We start from the raw sequence: 16,644 nt of genomic DNA, 5'->3' as shown, positions 1-16,644 counted from the left end.
AAGTGGTGTGAGCCATTAAGCTAACTTGTACTAATTACCCGTGAGGCTTAACCATACAACGCCAAACGCGTTTTATGCGACAGTTTAGACAGAAGTTAATATGACTAAAGTAGATATTACTGAAAAGACTTAAAAAATATTATCAGATATTTTCCAAATTCAGTTAGTGCGCAGAAATACGTATTAACGCCCAAATTTGCTTGGTGACAATAGCGTTTTGGACCCACCTGATCCCATGCCGAACTCAGTAGTGAAACGAAACAGCGCCGATGATAGTGTAGCATTTGCTATGTGAAAGTAGGACATTACCAGGCTTCAAATTGTAGAAAGCCCGAATCTAACGATTCGGGCTTTTTTACGTCTGCAGAAAAGTGAAATGTGCGCAATTAATGCACTCTCATCCAATACCCATCACGTAGGTCGGGCGAGCGAAGCGACTCCCGACGCTGAAAGCATCGAAAGTACCCTTATACCAACCTGCATAAATCTTTAATCAATTTAACGAATTAAATTGCACTATAACGTCGTTAAAAATTTTTATTTAGAACAACTAGATACAAAAACTTTTGCCTAGTTCTAGCGTAATTTTCTTAACGTTAAATAGACCCCATATATAAGCAGATTGATATTATAAAGCTTCTACTTCAATTCTAACCTCACGATACGACTCAATATCTTCACTAAATCACAGTCTGATTTAAAAACTAGCTGCTTCTTCTCACTTTGTTGCAATTTCATTCTTGGTTTAATAAGTGACCTGTGTAAAACTACCTGCGTTAATTTAGTAAATCAGGTGACATGAATGTCGAATATTAAAGCTTGGAAACTTATGAGCCTGTTTTGTTTGTTCGCAGTGCTTATGGGTTGTCAATCGAAAGAAGAGCAGCTGCAACAAACAATTCAAGAGTCTATTAAAAAGGTAGATACGGAGCTGTCTCAGCTTGGTACTGCACTCGATAATGGAAGCGTACGCAATGCTGTATTACTTAAAGAATATGGTGAGCTTCTTAAAAAACAACAACCAGAGCTTACAAAAGTTGTTGATGTAATTACCCTTGATGCAACGCGCCAAGGCGCACTTTATAGTGGCTTAACACAGCGACTTAAAGATATTAAAGGAACTTACTTAATTCCTCCTTATGAAGATACGTTACATAGCATTGATTTGTTGCGTGAAGCGGCAAAACCTACGTTATTTTCTGATGCGTTAACCGATCCTATTAATATGCTAGCTGATATGTCGAAAGGTGCTTTAGCACGTGTAGGCGCAATTAGTAAGCAAGCTGAAGGTGAGGGTGTTGGTAACCAAATGGTAGGTAATCCTAACTATGGTAACTGGCAATCAAATAGTAACGGTATTAGCTTTTGGCAATGGTACGGAATGTATCGTATTTTAGGCGATGTATTTGACCGTGTTGAATACGGAAGCTGGAGCAAACGCCGAAAGTATAGTTATTACAATGACTATGGCCGTTCGCGTTATTCAAGTCCTAAACAAATTAAAACTCAAAGCGCGCTAGAAACACGCACGCGCCAAACATACCAACGCCAAGGTAAGCAGTTTACAAGCCCTTATGCGAGTAAAAAAACAGGTGCATCAGGTTTAAGCCGTAGCAGTTATACGCCACCAAAAAGCCGCAGTAGTTATTCTCGTTCGAGCAGTTATAGCAATAGCTCTGGATCGGTGCGTGATAGCGGTAGCAGAACCTCTCGTGGCGTGAGCCGTGGTAAGTAAAAGAATAAAGTTGGAGTTAGAATAATATGTATGAATTTAATGGAATAACTATGTGGTCGCTACAAGCGCTGGCGATTGATTTTGCAATTATTGTTTTATTATTTGTAAGCCTTAAATATATAAAAGGTTGGGTTTCAAACTTACACGCAAATGATGAAATAACAGAGCGCGATAACTTTGCCTTTGGTATTAGTTTTGCTGCTGGTTTAGTGGCACTGGCGATTGTATTAACGGGTGTAAGTAGTGGGGCTTTTGCTGCAACACTGCAACAAGAAGCGCTGCAAATGTTAGCTTACGGCGCATTAGCTATTGTACTTATTAAATTGGGTCACTTCTTTCAAGATAAAGTAGCACTTCGTAAAGTAAGTCTGCACGATGAAATCGTTAAAGGTAACGTTACAGCTTCAATAATTGATTTTGGTCATGTTGTTAGTGTCGCTATTGTTATTCGCTCAGCTCTTTTATGGGTGGCTACTGATGGCTGGCATGGTCTTCCAATTGTAATTGCCGCCTTTATTATAGGTAGCATTGTATTACTACTTGTTAGCCAGTACCGAGTGCAGTTATTTAAGCGTACAAATAAAAGTGGCGACTGCCTACAACAAGCAATTGTTGATGGTAACTTAGCTGTGGGTATTCGTTACGCTGGATTTTTAGTCGGTAGTGCATTAGCTATTACAGCAGCAACGGGTGTTGCACCTTACGCTGCGGATAACATTAATGCGAGTTTACTATACTGGGCTATTAGCGCAGTAGTGAGCCTTGTTGCATTTATTATTTTGCACTTAGTGACAATTAAAATAATTTTATCTGGTTGTGATATTTCAGATGAAGTTAATCGTCAAAAAAATGTAGGTGTAGCTACTATTTCTGCAGCAGTATCATTTGCTGTAGGTATCACTATGGCAACATTACTAGGCGCATAATCAGTGTCATCAACCAACACTCCCCCAAGTAAGTCTCGCTTACTTGGGCACGATATACTACTTATTACTGTTATGGCTGTGCTTGCTGGGTGCGGCCTTATTTATGAATACTTACTGTCTCATTATGCGGGCCGTGTACTTGGCTCAGTAGAGAGCGCTATTTACGCCATGATTGGTACTATGATTGTCGCAATGGGCTTAGGCGCTTTTTTAGCGCGCTGGTTCAAAGATGCATTTACCGCTTTTGCTTGGCTAGAAAGCATTATTGCTTTGGTTGGCATGGGCTGCATTTTAGCGATAGCGGGTGTAATAGCAGTTAGTTATTCTCTTCCTCATTTATTTTCGAGCATTTTTAATTTACCCCCTGATGTTGTACTTAATGGTTACGTATTTCAAAAGCTACAAGAGTGGTCACGTTTTCTACCTTATGTTTTTGGTTTAATACTGGGCTTATTTATTGGTATGGAAATACCGCTTATAGCGCGCATTCGTCAGCACGTTTATGGCCGTTTTTTAGAAAACAACGCAGGGACTATTTATGGTGCCGATTATATCGGTGCTGGTATTGGTGCAGCCATTTGGGTAAGTATCATGCTCTCAATGCCTATAATGCAGGCTGCAGCGTGGACGGCGTTATTTAATATCATTGCGGGGCTCGCGTTTTTATGGCGCTACCATACCCATGTGCGCTTTGCTAAGGCACTTTTAGTTTGCCATATAGTATTACTGGCATTATTTGGCTTTATTTTAGTATTTGGCAGTAGCTGGATGAACAATCTAAGTAATGTTTTATACAAAGATAAAGTAATTTATTCGCAAGCAACTAAATACCAACACGTAGTTTTAACCGAAAGATTAAGCAAAAACCAACCTCAGCCAATTACAGATTTATATTTAAATGGGCGTTTACAGTTCTCAAGTATTGATGAGCAAATATATCATTCAATGCTGGTTTACCCTGCAATGCTTGCCTCTAACAGACACGACCGTGTATTAATAATTGGTGGTGGTGACGGGCTTGCACTTAGAGATGTTTTAAAATGGCCTGTAAGCGAAGTAACGCTAATAGATTTAGACGCGCAATTACTGAATTTATTTGGTCATAAAGACGGTGACTTTACGCCGCCAGAGCACATCAATAAGCGATTACTACAGCTAAACAATAAATCGATGCATGACTCGCGAGCCAACATAATTGTGGGTGATGCATTTTTAGAAGTTGAAAAGCTACTTGACCAATCTAAGCAGTTCGACACTATTTTAATTGATTTACCTGACCCTAATCATCCTGATCTAAATAAAATGTACAGTGACTACTTTTATAATCATGTACGGCAGTTATTAGCACCCGATGGCGCAATGGCGGTTCAATCAACCTCACCTTATCACGCTAAAAAAGCGTTTTTAAGCATTGCTAAAACAGTTAAAGCTGCTGGGTTTGGCTATGTTGAGCAGTATCAGCAAAACATACCTTCTTTTGGGCAGTGGGGCTGGACTATAGCGACTAAAATGGGGCAGTCGGCCAGTGGCCGTATTAATGATGCGACGGCTATGCCTGTGCCATCAAGGTGGATTAGTAAAGAATATTTATTGGCAAGTTTTGTATTTCCTAACCACTACTTTGAACAAGTTAAAAGTATTGAGGTCAATAGGTTAGGGTCTGGTCAGTTGTATGATTACTACCGAACTGCATGGCAAATAGAAAGCGAATTGTATAAAAACTAATAAAACATGGTTGACATAATATGTCGGCCATGAGAATCTTAACTCAGACATAATATGTCAAACGACAAAAGGCAGAGACATGGAATTAAATGAACTTTCAATAAAATTAGCTTCTTTTGAAACTGAAGGCGCTAACTTTGAGTCTTTCTTGATTGCCAACCCAGGCGAGCAAGATGTTTTACAAGTCATTGTTGATGGAAATGATGAGCTTCCAATTTTTGTTACGCAAACGCAAGAGCAGTTATTATGTATTAGCTACTTGTTTGACGAAGATGAAGTTAAAAGTGAATTACGCGACGAATTAAACGAAACATTATTACGTTTAAACGTGCCAATTCCACTGAGTGCATTTGCTAAAATCGATAACAAATACGCGATTTTTGGTGCACTGTCGGTAAATTCATCATTAGATGACGTTACCCACGAACTAGTGACATTAGCTGATAACGCTATAGACGCACTAGAAGCCGTGACCTTGTATTTAAACGATTAATAGCTAGTTAGTGGAGTTAAGATTATGAGTATTTTAAAAAAATTATTTACAGCAGTACGTGGCGGCGCTCGTGAAGCAGGCGAAGCAATTGTAGACAAAAACGGCATCCGTATTTTTGAGCAAGAAATTGCAGACGCGCAAAATGCACTTCACCGCGCTAAAAAAAGTCTTACAGAAGTAATGGCTAAAGAAATGCAAACTAAGCGTAAAATTAGCGCAGTAGATGCCTCAATCGCTGAACATGAAGCGTATGCAGGCCAAGCTCTTGAAAAGGGCAACGAAGCATTAGCATTAGAAATTGCAGAAAAAATTGGTGACTTTGAAGCTGAAAAAGCTGAAAACGAGCAAGTATTATCTGGTTTTAGCAATCACATTGTTGCGCTTAAGCAGCAAGTTAAAGATGCTGAAAAATCGATTAAAGAGAATCAGCGTCAGCTTACTATGGTTAAAACCACTGAAAGCGTACAGCAAGCAACAATGGCTGTTAACAGCACACTTAATACAAATAGCTCGTCTATGACATCGGCTCGTCAGTCGCTTGAGCGCATTAAACAGCGTCAACAAGATCGTAGCGACCAGCTTGGTGCTGCAAAGCAACTTGAGTCAGACGTAAATGGCGATGACTTAAAAGCTAAAATGGCTGAAGCCGGTATTGGTGACACAAGTCCAAAAAGTGCTGATATTTTAGCTCGTATTAAAGCGAAGCAAAATAGCTAACCATTACGTTTATACTTTAAAAAGGTAACTGAGTTTTGCTCAGTTGCCTTTTTTGCTTAGAAGGCAACCTTCCTATGTTTAATTTTTTCAAATCTAAAAAAGAGCCAGAGCGTCAGCTTAATCATCCAAGCGATCTTAAAGTAGGCGACATGTTTAGCGTTATAGACTCATTTGCTTATCCAACATGGTTAAAAGGTGAAACGTTACGTGTTACTGGTATTCAAACTTACCAATACCAGCACAGTAGCGATACTGAATTTGTACTTGAGACAAATAGCGGCCAAGTTGTATTTTTACAAATTGAGCAAGATGATGGCGAAGAGTGGGCTAACTTTTCTATTAAAATTCAGCGAAACGAAGTTGAAGAGATATTTAGCCTTGATGAGTTTGCGCGTATTTTTGATGAAGAGTCGTTAACCCACATTACAGTGCAAAATACACCAGAGCGCTTTATGCAGTTTTTAGCTAAAAGCTACCAACAAAGCGAGTCGCCTTATGTGTGTTATTTCCATAATAAAGATTACCGCAACCAAACTTTGCCTCGCTATGAGCAAGAAGGTGGTGAGCCATGTGAAATGATTTGCTTAGCGTCTGATAATGAAGGCTTTGGTTTAAATATCGAAATTTGGGATGGCGGCGAAACCGAAGTATCGCTAACGCTCATGCGTCCAATGTCAGACATTGTAGACTTGTTTCCCGGAGATGCTAAGTGAGTGATGCTAAAGACAAGTGGTTACGTCAGGAACAAGCTGTACGTGCCACACAAATGGCATTCGATCTAAGCAGCGAAGTTCAAAAGCTGATAAAAAAGCAGGCAATTGATCAAGAGCTAACGCCGTCAGATATGATCCGAAAAATACTTGGCTTAGACGTAAAGTCTAAAAAAACGCGTCAACGTTTATCGTTTAACTTAAATGATGATGAAATAGCGCAACTAGCCAGTCGCTTTGATGTACAAAGCGATGATAAGCGAGCCGTAAAGCAACAAGTAGCTGATTTATTAATAGCTCACACTAAAAATAAAAAAGTGAAATAATTTAATTAGGTTTTTATGAATATTGTTTTAATTGCTTACTTAATTATTTTTGCGTTGTTTGGTACTGCGGCGAGTTATTTTGTACGTTTTATTTATGCATATTGGGTGCTTAAAACAATGCCCATGAAATACATTATTAAAGCGGGTATTTGCGTGGTACTGGTGGTAGTAATTTCAGCGTTAATTCCGTATTTAAGTTAACGCTGAAATTAGCTTATACGCGGCCGTTTTTATTTTATATCAAACGACTGGCATTGGTGGTTAATACACAGCGATTGCACTTCAAGTACAGGAGAACAATCAGTTAAGCCTTGTGCTTTATTTTGTATGTTTTCTTGTTTTGTTATTTGTTGAGCAAGCTGTTCTGCTTCTTCTTGAGATGTGTTTAGCGTTGAATAAACAGCATATTTACTCGGTCCGCCGCATGCGCGGGCGCCCACTTCAAGTACTTTGCACTGAAAGCTTGCAGTGCAGCTGTTATTACTCACCATGTTATTCAGATCATAGTTTAAGTCAGATAAGTTTTTACTTTGCTCATTTGACGTCACAGTACTAGCACAACCACTTAGTAATAAAATGCTGCTAGCAATGCTTAAAATTGATAGTTTAATTGCCGATGGTAAACAACTCATAACGTTATCCTTAAAATGCACTTACCGCTGAGCTTTCAAGTTTAACACATTTATTTTCAACACACTGCGTGCTTGGCGTTGTTAAATGCTGACAAATGCTCATCATCCCTTTTTGTGAATTATAACTACTTTCAAGCTTTGTGATTTTATCGCTAAGGGCTGCTACTTGTTCCTCAGATGCTGCGTTTGTTGAGTACACAACAAAGCTGCTTGGCCCACCACATGCGCGACTGCCTACTGCATTTACTCTACATTGGGTGCTGGTATCACATTGCTTATCTGTAATTAGCGTATTTAATTCGGTTTTAGCTGTTTTTATATCGTCTATTGAAACGTTTTTTAAATCAGCTTTTGGTATTTTTTCAGCAACTACGTTCTTTTTAGTATTTTCTTGTAATTGAGTGTTTTCTTTTAGCTTTTGTGGCTCTTGCTTTGGTGCTTCAGCTTCTGAGGTGATTGTTACTTGCTGCGTTTCAGTGGGTGCTTTATCTAAGCATGCAGTTAAACAAAGTGGTAAAAGTATGGCTAACAATGGGGTACGCATAACAAACCTTGATAGTGATGAAATATTCATCACTATCATACACGGTGCATTTTTTACGGCAATAAAAACTATATTATCAAGTAATTAAAGCCGTGAAAAATACCGTTTTGTTAAAGTCCACCCTGCGTTAGTTTGGTGGGGTTAAGTAGTTTTTCGAGTTCACTGCGTGGTAAATCGGTTTCTTGTTCGGCTACATCAATAATAGGGCGGGCTTCTTTATAAGCCTGCTTTGCTATTTTTGCTGCTTTTTCATAACCGATCACCGGATTAAGTGCCGTCACTAAAATTGGATTTTTAGCGAGCGCTTTATCTATATTAGGCTGATTTACCTTAAAGCTGGCAATGGCTTTATCACCCAATGCCTGCGCGCTATTGGCAAGTAATTCTATGCTTTGTAAAATATTATACGCAATGACTGGGAGCATAACGTTTAGCTCAAAATTACCCGCTTGGCCTGCTACGGTAATCGTGGCGTCGTTGCCAATGACTTGTGCGCTTACCATGGCTGCGGCTTCTGGTATTACTGGGTTTACCTTACCTGGCATAATAGACGAGCCCGGTTGAAGTGCTTCAAGCTCTATTTCACCTAAGCCCGCAAGTGGTCCTGAATTCATCCAGCGTAGGTCGTTGGCTATTTTCATTTGTGCTACAGCGAGTACTTTTAATTGCCCCGAAAGCGCGACGATGGCGTCTTGTGAACCTATATTATAAAAAAAGTTACTACTAGGCGTAAATCTAATTCCTACATTGGCACTCAGATTTTCTGCAAATTTGGCTGCAAACTTAGGGTCTGCATTTATTCCTGTTCCAACAGCTGTACCGCCTTGTGCAAGTTCGCATACACGCTCTAAGCTATGTCTAATTCCTGCTGCGGCATGATTAACTTGTGACTGCCATGCACTGAGTGTTTGATCAAACGTTACAGGCATTGCATCCATTAAATGCGTACGGCCCGTTTTAACTATATGGCCTACTTCAGCTTTTTTCTTTTCCAGGCTTTGCGATAAATTTTCAAGCGAAGGAAGTAATTCGTACACTACATTTATTGCGCTACTGAGTGCGATAGCAGTAGGGACTACATCGTTAGAGCTTTGCCCCATGTTTACATCATCATTAGGGTGAATGCTTTCATTGCCTATCCGGCTAGCAAGCGTTGCAATAACTTCATTGGCATTCATATTTGAGCTTGTGCCAGAACCTGTTTGAAAAATATCAACGGGAAAATGCTCAACATGTTCACCATCAATAATACTTTGGCAAGCTTGCTCAATTGCATCGGCTTTAGCTTTGCTTAAATGGCCTAGCTCACAGTTACTTTGTGCAGCGGCTTGTTTTATATAAGCCAGTGCAGTTATAAATTGCTTTGGCATAGGTAAGCCACTAATGGCAAAATTATTAACCGCTCGCTGTGTTTGCGCCTGATAGAGCGCATCAGTAGGTACTTGTAGCTCGCCCATGCTGTCTGATTCTGTTCTAAAGTTGCTCATAAGTGTGCTCCTTAAAAAGGGTTGAATTCGTGACTAAGAATACGAGCTTCACGCTCAAGTATTAAAAATTGTGCAGTATTGTTATGCACTTTATAAAACCGTTTTAGTGCTAATAAAGGTTTGTATAACTGCTCTAAACATTGTTTACGAATAGCATTATGTATAAGAGGGTCGCACATTTTGTTCATAATTTCATGGTGTGTGCGTCTAAGATAAAACTCTTGAAGCAAGGGATTACGTTGTTGCTCAAATTTTTTGGCGACGTTAAGGGCGGTTTCTATGTAATCGGCAACGAGCATGGGTGCATGCAGGCCAGGTCTTAAGCAATGGCAAGAGAGTTCTTGATGGTAACGATGCTGGGCATAATTTGAAGACATAAAAAAACCGACTTAAGTTAACGATAATAGTTATCATTACATTTAATCGGTTTCAGTGTAAACAGTTATTATAAAAATTATTTGCGATACTAATTTGAGTTTTAATTGTAGCCAAGAATAAATATCTGATCTGTTTCATGTTTGGTCATCGCCTGTTGATTATGTTTAGGGTGCGAAAGTAAATCGATTACTGTTGCTCTCATATCAACGGCGTAACTATGATCGTCGGTGGTTTTTTCGGTTATAGCAATAGCTGCGTCTACAGCGGTATAAGGGGGTATATGCATAATTTTATCCTTTGAAATTTAATATAAGTTAAACCCTTTAGTGGGTTAGTTATATAAAAGCATATTACGTACCAATCATAATAAATTAGCTCAACCATATGATAGTTATAGTGTTTAAAAATTATCTTTTTTTTCATCACGACAAAATAAGCTAAATTTGCTTTACTGTTGTGCATTAATCTACAATTTTGGTGCACAGTAATGACAAAGCCATTTTCACAAGCCTGTGAAAACAATAAAACCCCTATTTTAGAGCAATTAAAAGTTGTATTAATAAATACTAAAACAGTACTCGAAGTCGGATCAGGAACCGGCCAGCATAGTGTTTTTTTTGCAGAGCAATTACCACATTTACAATGGCATACAAGTGATCGTGCTATAAACCACGAAGGGATTAACTTATGGCACCGCGAAGCTAATTTAACTAATTTGCATGCACCACTTGAGCTTGATTTAAATAATGAGTGGCCAGTAGATAAGGTTGACGCTATTTATACTGCAAACACATTTCATATTGTAAGTTGGCAATTAGTTGAGCGTTTTTTTGACGGTGTTAAACGCCACTTAAATAGCGACGGTATGTTGTGTATTTATGGGCCATTCAAATACCAAGGTGAATTTACCAGCCCAAGTAATGATGACTTTAGTGCCTTTTTAACAGAGCGCGATCCGTTAAGTGGAATAAGAGATTTTGAAGCCGTTGAACAACTAGCTAAGCAAGCAGGGCTTACGCTTATTAGCGATACAGCCATGCCTGCAAATAATCAGTTACTCGTTTTTAAACGGCAGTAATGAGCTACATTGCTCTTTATATATATCAATATGGCCGCGTTCACGCTTTAAGTAGTCGCTTATTGCATTACTAAAGTCGCCATCAACAATATGGTGAGCAGAGTAGGTAAGTACGGGTTCAAATCCGCGTGCTATTTTGTGCTCACCTTGTGCACCCGAATGAAAACAGTTGAGTTTATGCTTTATTGCAAACTCAATACCTTGGTAATAACACAATTCAAAGTGCAGCGAATCTACTTCCTCACTTGCTCCCCAGTAGCGCCCATAAAGCGTATTTTTACTTACTAAACTAAGTGTTGCAGCAATCACGTTATCGTCTCTTTTGGCCAGCATAATAACGAGACTGTTAGCCATTAAGGCATGTAAAAGCGTAAAAAACTCCATATTTAAATAGCCCAAATGACCAGAGCGCTTTAAGTAGGTACGCTGATAAAACTCACAAAACAATTGCATTATCTCGGGCGTAATTTGCGTTCCTTGCAGCCATTCAATATCAATGTTCTGTTGCGCTATTTTAGCTCGCTCTTTTTTAAGTGACTTACGTTTTCGTGAGCTAAGCATCTGCAAAAAGTCGTCAAAGGATTCATAACCTTTATTAAACCACTGAAATTGCACACCCACTCTTAACATGGCGTGTTGCTCAGTTAATGAGGTGGCTTGGGCTTGATCGCAAAAGTTAACATGCCATCCCGACCATCCTTGGTGAGCACTGTGTAAGCTAAGTTGCTCTGTAATGTATTGATATACCGCATTTGGATTAGCGTGCTCGATAGCAATGCGCTTGCCTTCAATAGGGCTAAAGGGAATGCCAGATAGCCATTTGGGATAATATTCTAAACCGTGTTTTTCGTATGCCTCAGCCCAGGCCCAGTCAAATACATACTCGCCGTATGAATGACTTTTTAAATACCCGGGTGCAAGTGCAACGAGCGTATCATTTTCAAAAATAGCGAGGTGATGGGGCTGCCAACCGCTTTTTTGTGTTACGCATTGGCTTTGTTCAAGGGCATATAAAAAAGCATGTTGAGTAAATGGTTCATCACCAAATAAACGTTGCCACTGCGCCTGATCAATCTCATTAATACTGCTAAACCATTGGTGCGAAAACGTTCCCATGACTACTTACCTTGTAGTTGTTCTAAGCTGTTCTACGTTTTTAATAAACGTACTAATTTGCATTTTAAGCTCGGTAAAATGAGGATTATAAGTTAAGCGCTGTAAAGCCGGATAGTGTTTTAAGTTGGCGCTTGTACGCTCTCCTAGTTGTGGGTTTTTAGTTGTTTTACATGTTTTATATAGGGACTCGTCGTTAATAAAGCTGCCACAATTGCGATAAGTTGCGTTAATTCCATAATGTGGATTTTGCGGTGAGTTAACAACAGCAATATGCGATATACCATGAACCTTTTTACATTGAGGTGTTGTGCATTGCGGATTATTTACTGTGTAGTCACTAGCAAAGTCTGGCGGTAAAATATCAGTGCTTCCATAAAGTACTAAAGTATCGAGCGGTTTATATTTGATTGAATTACCTTTGTGTAATGCACTCAATAACTTTAGCGTGGCACGCGTATCTATTGTTGTATCAATATCGCTAAGTACACTAAAAATAGGTAATTTAAGTGCAGGGCGTTTGTTCAAGCTACTTATGCTTGCAAGTGACATTGCATCGTACGAAGCGGCAGCTGCATTTAAAGGAAATGACTCATACTTAGCAAAGTCTACATCGGCGTCTTTATCAATCCAATTAACAAAGGGTATGGCATCAATCCACTTTGCTATCCAGCCGTACTTATTATGTGGCTCGGAGCCTGGCGAATAAAGCATAAGCGCTTTAATTTTAGGGGATACAGTGTGTTTGGTTGCGTAATCAATAAGTAACGCTGCACCGGTAGAGTAACCTGCGAGTATCACCTCATCAAAGTCTTGCACCGAGCGTTCAATACCGTATTTTATTGCTTGTTGCCATTGGCTAACGTCTACATTGAGTAAAGCACTTGCGGCGCTTCCATGTCCTGGTAATAAAATAGTACGCACAGTATAGCCTTGCTGATAATACACTTGTGCTAAATCGTGATACGTAAAGGGGGAGTCAGTTAGTCCGTGGATTAATAGCGCAACTTTATTGCTGTTTGGATGCGTAAGCTCAAAAGGGGCAATAATATCTGCAATAGTAGGGTCAGGTTTTCGCTTACCCTGTATTACTAATTGCTGATACGTTTGTGTAATAACAGGGCATGGCATATTTGCACGTGGATTGGCTTTATTTATATTTTTATATGCAAAATCTAAGTAATCGTTAAATGGTAAAATGGCGTGGTAATTAAAGCGCTGGTGGTTGTGCTCATTTTCAAAGCGTAATAAGCCTTGTTGCTTACTTTTTGTTATAAATTTAAAGTCGCTCGCCTGCGATATACAGTTTTGAGCGACAGCTGTATGAGAAAAAACACTTAAAACAAAACCAAAAGCTACTCTTAAAAATACTCTTAAAACTATTCTTAAAATTAAACCACTATTGTTCATTAACTTCTGCATATTGGACAAGACACTCGGTTAGCTTAATGAGTTCAAGCGGTTTTGCAAGATGTTGATTAAATCCAACTGCTTGTGCATGTGCTTTATCCTCTGGCATTACGTCGGCAGTTAAAGCAATAATAGGGAGTTCTTGTTCGGTTTTAAACTGGCGGATCAGGGCCGTTGCTCTATAGCCATCCATTATAGGCATTTGGCAATCCATAAGGACTAAATCAAAATGCTGCTTTTTCACTATATCGACCGCCAACTCACCGTTTTCTACCATATACGGCACAATCCCTAACGAGCCAAGCATCGCTTTAATAACCATTTGATTTACTGGGTTATCCTCTGCGACCAAAATGTCTAGCGAAGTAATATTAGTATTATCAAATGTAATAACATGTTCTTTTTTAGGCTCTGTTGTTTCTAATCGCATTGAAAATGTAAAAGTAGAGCCTTTATCTATTTCACTTTTAAGGGCTATTTCTCCCCCCATTAATTGGCTTAGCTCTTTTGCTATTGTTAAGCCAAGCCCTGTACCGCCAAACTGCCTTGAGGTAGAGCTATCAGCTTGGGTAAATGCGTTAAATAATTTTTTATGCTGGCTTGGTTTTATACCTATTCCGGTATCACTAACGTTTATAACAAGCTGTACTTTATTGGCTGCAGTAAACTCTGTTTCTATGTTTAAAGTAACGCTGCCTTGGCTTGTAAATTTAATCGCGTTACTACATAAATTAAGTAATACCTGCTCAATTCGCATAGGATCACCAATAAACCAGGTATTTAAAGGTAGCTTTGAGTTAACTTGCCAGTTAATACCTTTGTTAACTGCGCTTTGTTCAAACATATTGTCTATGCGTGTTATTAAGGCACCTAGGTCGAATGGAATAGATTCAATAACTAACTTTTGGGATTCTATTTTTGATATATCAAGAATGTCATTAATTAAGTTTAATAAACTTTTAGATGATGAGTTTATTTTATCTAAATAGCCAATGAGTGTACTTGCACTGTCTGTTTCTCGAGCAAGTGAAGAAAAACCAATAACGGCGTTTAATGGTGTACGTATTTCGTGGCTCATATTCGCTAAAAATTGGCTTTTAGCCTGATTAGCTAAATCAGACTGCTGCTTTGCTTGTGCGAGTGAGTGTGTACGCTCTGCAACTTGACGTGTAAGTGCAATCTGTTGCTGATTAAACAGCAGTAAAACCATTAAAATTAAAGAACATACGGCAACTTGAAGTATGAGCAATAATAGAGTTAGTTGACTATTATGTTGTGTTAAAAAGCTTTCTTTAAGGGCTAGTTTTACAATCCATTTTTGCCCTGCAAAGTCCACGTCAAACGACATTAAACGGCTGCTTTTGGCTTGCTGAACATCTTGAGAGTAATTACTATAAAACGGCGGTGTGTTTGTATCTTCGTATATACCAATCGAAAACATATCAGACTGTTCTTTAGAAATGGCCTGCTCAATAATACTACGCACTAAAAATATACCAGTGGCATAGCCTTTAATTGTTTTTTCATCGTTATATTGGGAGTACACAGGGGCAAATAATAAATAGGCTGGTTTAGGTTGTTTGGTTTGCACCAACTGAATTATTTTAGTTCCGACTGGCATGTACTTTATAGCGGGGTTAAGCTGAGAGTTTTTTCGATCAGGGTTTGAAAATACATTAAAGCCAATAGCTTTTTGATTACCATTAAAAGGAGCTATGTATTTTACTATAACAAGGGGATCGTTAATTTCAAGAGGTTCGCCAACTATATCAATATCTAAATGGTAAATATTTGATATTTCTTGAGCAAAGACTTCGCGTTGATCTTGAGGTATTTTTGCATTCCACGATAAAGCGTTAATAAACTCGTATTGAGTTAGTAACTGACTAGCATAAGAATAAAAATCTTGCTGGCTCAGCATGGGAGATGATTGAACCTGACTTGCTAAGCTCTGCACTGCAATAATACTGCGATTTGTATATCTATAAAGGCTGTTTTCTATAACGTGGACTTCACGTTCGGCAATTTTAATAGTGCTTATACGATTTTCCTGATCGTATAATTGTGTTGTTACCGCGACTGATAAAAATAAAACTGAGCATACTGCAATTGTCGGAAATGCCGATATAGTATGTTGATTAGACTTTTGTGGTAATAAAGAAAGTAAAAATGGAGTTGCAATTAATACCCCTAATGTATCGCCAAGCCACCAGTAAATAACATTATTCCAATGATTATCAATACTGTAAATCGAGTTAAATTGACTCAGTGCGAATACGCCAAAGTTAGCTGAAATTAAGCTGACCAATATGGCTATGACTAAAATAAAGTAAATTATATTCTTGCGCTTTTTAAAGCGCAGCGGGTGACCAAGCCAATACTTTAAAAGAGCTGCGCCGACCATTGCCTGTATAACAACACCAAAGGCGATATACATTGCCTCGTTGAATGAGTTGCCGACCAAGACTAGCTCATGAGCTGAACTGTCAAAAATATTAAGGTTAAATGCAATTGCAGCTACAAATAAAGGCGGGATAAAGCGCCACCACCAAATATAACAACCGACTAGAGCTATGCCGGCAGGTAACCAAATTGGAATTATTTGCGAGTTAAAAGCAAGTTTAGTGAGTGCTATGCCGACTAAAAAATATGCTAAAGCAAACATGATGTAAAAAATAATGGAATGATTTTTAGAGTTAAAATTTTTCACATAAGGTCCAAGCAATTATTATTATCGTTTTGAAATATCAGTATAGCTAACAGTAAGTTATTTTGGTTATTTTTATAATGGTAACTGTTTTTTGCTAAATGACTGCTTTAACACGACTGTTGATTCTATATTTGCAATACAACTTAAACTACCTAGCTGATGTTTTACAAATGTTTCGTAGCTCTCAAGATCATGTGCAATGATTTTTAATAAATAATCATAGCTTCCTGATATTACACAACACTCTAATACATGTGGTAATTTTTCTACATGTTGCTCAAATTGCTCTGCAGCACTTACCGAGTTTTGGCTTAATCGCACAAACGCATATACCAACACATTAAGGTTAAGTGCTTTAGGATTTATGGCGGCGTGGTAGCCGGTAATAATGTTTTCTTGCTCTAACTTTTTTATACGCCTTAGGCAAGGTGTATCCGATAGGTTAATACTGCTGGCCAAATCTGAAACCGACATACGAGCTTGGCTTTGCAGTGCAATGAGTAATTGCTGATCTTTTTTATCTAACATAGTTGTCGGCTTTTATTAATTATTTTTATATTTGTAGTGATTATTGCTAAGTATTACAGTTTTTACTAATTTTTTTGACGTTTTACCCTCATTGAACTCTGTTAGCATTTAACTATAAAAATAATAGAGCAC

At 38.5% G+C, this 16,644-nt stretch carries 18 protein-coding genes and 1 rRNA gene; 10 read left to right on the top strand and 9 right to left on the bottom strand.

All coding sequences use genetic code 11. The annotated features are described in order from the left end of the window. The first annotated feature begins 199 nt into the window (after positions 1–199). From rrf to I6F66_RS15605, 9 genes are all read left to right on the top strand, one after another. Positions 200–314, top strand: a 5S ribosomal RNA gene (gene rrf / locus I6F66_RS15645). Between the two features lie 488 nt (positions 315–802). Then, the gene (locus tag I6F66_RS15640) at positions 803–1,735 is read left to right on the top strand and encodes a CHAD domain-containing protein (RefSeq protein ID WP_165739667.1); all 933 of its coding nucleotides are present in this window, start codon (positions 803–805) and stop codon (positions 1,733–1,735) included. A gap of 26 nt (positions 1,736–1,761) precedes the next feature. After that, positions 1,762–2,661 (top strand): DUF350 domain-containing protein, encoded by a 900-nt coding sequence (locus tag I6F66_RS15635; protein WP_197119972.1) that lies wholly within the window; start codon positions 1,762–1,764, stop codon positions 2,659–2,661. 3 nt (positions 2,662–2,664) lie between these two features. After that, positions 2,665–4,386 (top strand): polyamine aminopropyltransferase, encoded by a 1,722-nt coding sequence (locus I6F66_RS15630; RefSeq protein WP_101163052.1) that lies wholly within the window; start codon positions 2,665–2,667, stop codon positions 4,384–4,386. A gap of 79 nt (positions 4,387–4,465) precedes the next feature. Continuing rightward, positions 4,466–4,879: a YjfI family protein gene (locus I6F66_RS15625; protein WP_008170558.1), complete on the top strand. Its 414-nt coding sequence runs from the start codon at positions 4,466–4,468 to the stop codon at positions 4,877–4,879. A 24-nt stretch (positions 4,880–4,903) separates the two neighbouring features. Continuing rightward, positions 4,904–5,596, top strand: a complete 693-nt coding sequence (locus tag I6F66_RS15620) for a PspA/IM30 family protein (protein ID WP_004335088.1) — start codon at positions 4,904–4,906, stop codon at positions 5,594–5,596. 74 nt (positions 5,597–5,670) lie between these two features. Further along, the gene (locus I6F66_RS15615) at positions 5,671–6,309 is read left to right on the top strand and encodes a DUF4178 domain-containing protein (RefSeq protein WP_197209471.1); all 639 of its coding nucleotides are present in this window, start codon (positions 5,671–5,673) and stop codon (positions 6,307–6,309) included. Then, positions 6,306–6,632, top strand: coding sequence for a hypothetical protein (locus I6F66_RS15610; RefSeq protein ID WP_010554828.1), 327 nt, complete (start codon positions 6,306–6,308; stop codon positions 6,630–6,632). The genes I6F66_RS15615 and I6F66_RS15610 overlap by 4 nt, the downstream gene beginning before the upstream one ends. Positions 6,633–6,647: 15 nt before the next feature. Then, entirely contained in the window at positions 6,648–6,833 is a 186-nt protein-coding gene (locus I6F66_RS15605) for a hypothetical protein (protein WP_024592231.1), read from the top strand. Between the two features lie 29 nt (positions 6,834–6,862). Here the strand turns inward: I6F66_RS15605 and I6F66_RS15600 are convergent, their stop codons facing one another. The 5 genes from I6F66_RS15600 to I6F66_RS15580 form a co-directional block, all read right to left on the bottom strand. Beyond that, entirely contained in the window at positions 6,863–7,264 is a 402-nt protein-coding gene (locus tag I6F66_RS15600; protein ID WP_024589501.1) for a hypothetical protein, read from the bottom strand. A 10-nt stretch (positions 7,265–7,274) separates the two neighbouring features. After that, complete coding sequence (locus tag I6F66_RS15595; RefSeq protein WP_197142164.1) at positions 7,275–7,808, bottom strand: hypothetical protein; 534 nt, start codon at positions 7,806–7,808, stop codon at positions 7,275–7,277. Between the two features lie 110 nt (positions 7,809–7,918). Then, on the bottom strand, positions 7,919–9,295 hold the full coding sequence (locus tag I6F66_RS15590) for a lyase family protein (protein WP_008137933.1): 1,377 nt from the start codon (positions 9,293–9,295) through the stop codon (positions 7,919–7,921). Positions 9,296–9,306: 11 nt separating this feature from the next. Further along, entirely contained in the window at positions 9,307–9,672 is a 366-nt protein-coding gene (locus I6F66_RS15585; protein WP_231609258.1) for a hypothetical protein, read from the bottom strand. Between the two features lie 101 nt (positions 9,673–9,773). After that, positions 9,774–9,959, bottom strand: coding sequence for a hypothetical protein (locus I6F66_RS15580; RefSeq protein ID WP_010554833.1), 186 nt, complete (start codon positions 9,957–9,959; stop codon positions 9,774–9,776). A gap of 201 nt (positions 9,960–10,160) precedes the next feature. Here I6F66_RS15580 and I6F66_RS15575 point away from each other — a divergent pair, with 201 nt between their 5' ends. After that, on the top strand, positions 10,161–10,751 hold the full coding sequence (locus I6F66_RS15575) for a DUF938 domain-containing protein (protein ID WP_197142162.1): 591 nt from the start codon (positions 10,161–10,163) through the stop codon (positions 10,749–10,751). On the opposite strand, the gene I6F66_RS15570 is transcribed toward I6F66_RS15575, so the two are convergent. From I6F66_RS15570 to I6F66_RS15555, 4 genes are all read right to left on the bottom strand, one after another. Then, positions 10,728–11,867, bottom strand: coding sequence for a GNAT family N-acetyltransferase (locus tag I6F66_RS15570; protein ID WP_197142160.1), 1,140 nt, complete (start codon positions 11,865–11,867; stop codon positions 10,728–10,730). The two genes, I6F66_RS15575 and I6F66_RS15570, sit on opposite strands and share 24 nt — an antisense overlap. Before the next feature lie 6 nt (positions 11,868–11,873). Continuing rightward, the gene (locus I6F66_RS15565; protein WP_197209470.1) at positions 11,874–13,274 is read right to left on the bottom strand and encodes a carboxylesterase; all 1,401 of its coding nucleotides are present in this window, start codon (positions 13,272–13,274) and stop codon (positions 11,874–11,876) included. After that, on the bottom strand, positions 13,264–15,984 hold the full coding sequence (locus tag I6F66_RS15560) for an ATP-binding protein (RefSeq protein WP_197209469.1): 2,721 nt from the start codon (positions 15,982–15,984) through the stop codon (positions 13,264–13,266). Before I6F66_RS15560 ends, I6F66_RS15565 begins: the two co-directional genes overlap by 11 nt. A gap of 72 nt (positions 15,985–16,056) precedes the next feature. Beyond that, positions 16,057–16,512: an Lrp/AsnC family transcriptional regulator gene (locus I6F66_RS15555; protein ID WP_007579788.1), complete on the bottom strand. Its 456-nt coding sequence runs from the start codon at positions 16,510–16,512 to the stop codon at positions 16,057–16,059. Between the last annotated feature and the right edge of the window lie 132 nt (positions 16,513–16,644).

This window comes from Pseudoalteromonas sp. NZS100_1, from assembly GCF_015864285.1.
Taxonomy (GTDB): domain Bacteria; phylum Pseudomonadota; class Gammaproteobacteria; order Enterobacterales; family Alteromonadaceae; genus Pseudoalteromonas; species Pseudoalteromonas arctica.
This window is presented reverse-complemented; position numbering and strand designations above follow the sequence as displayed.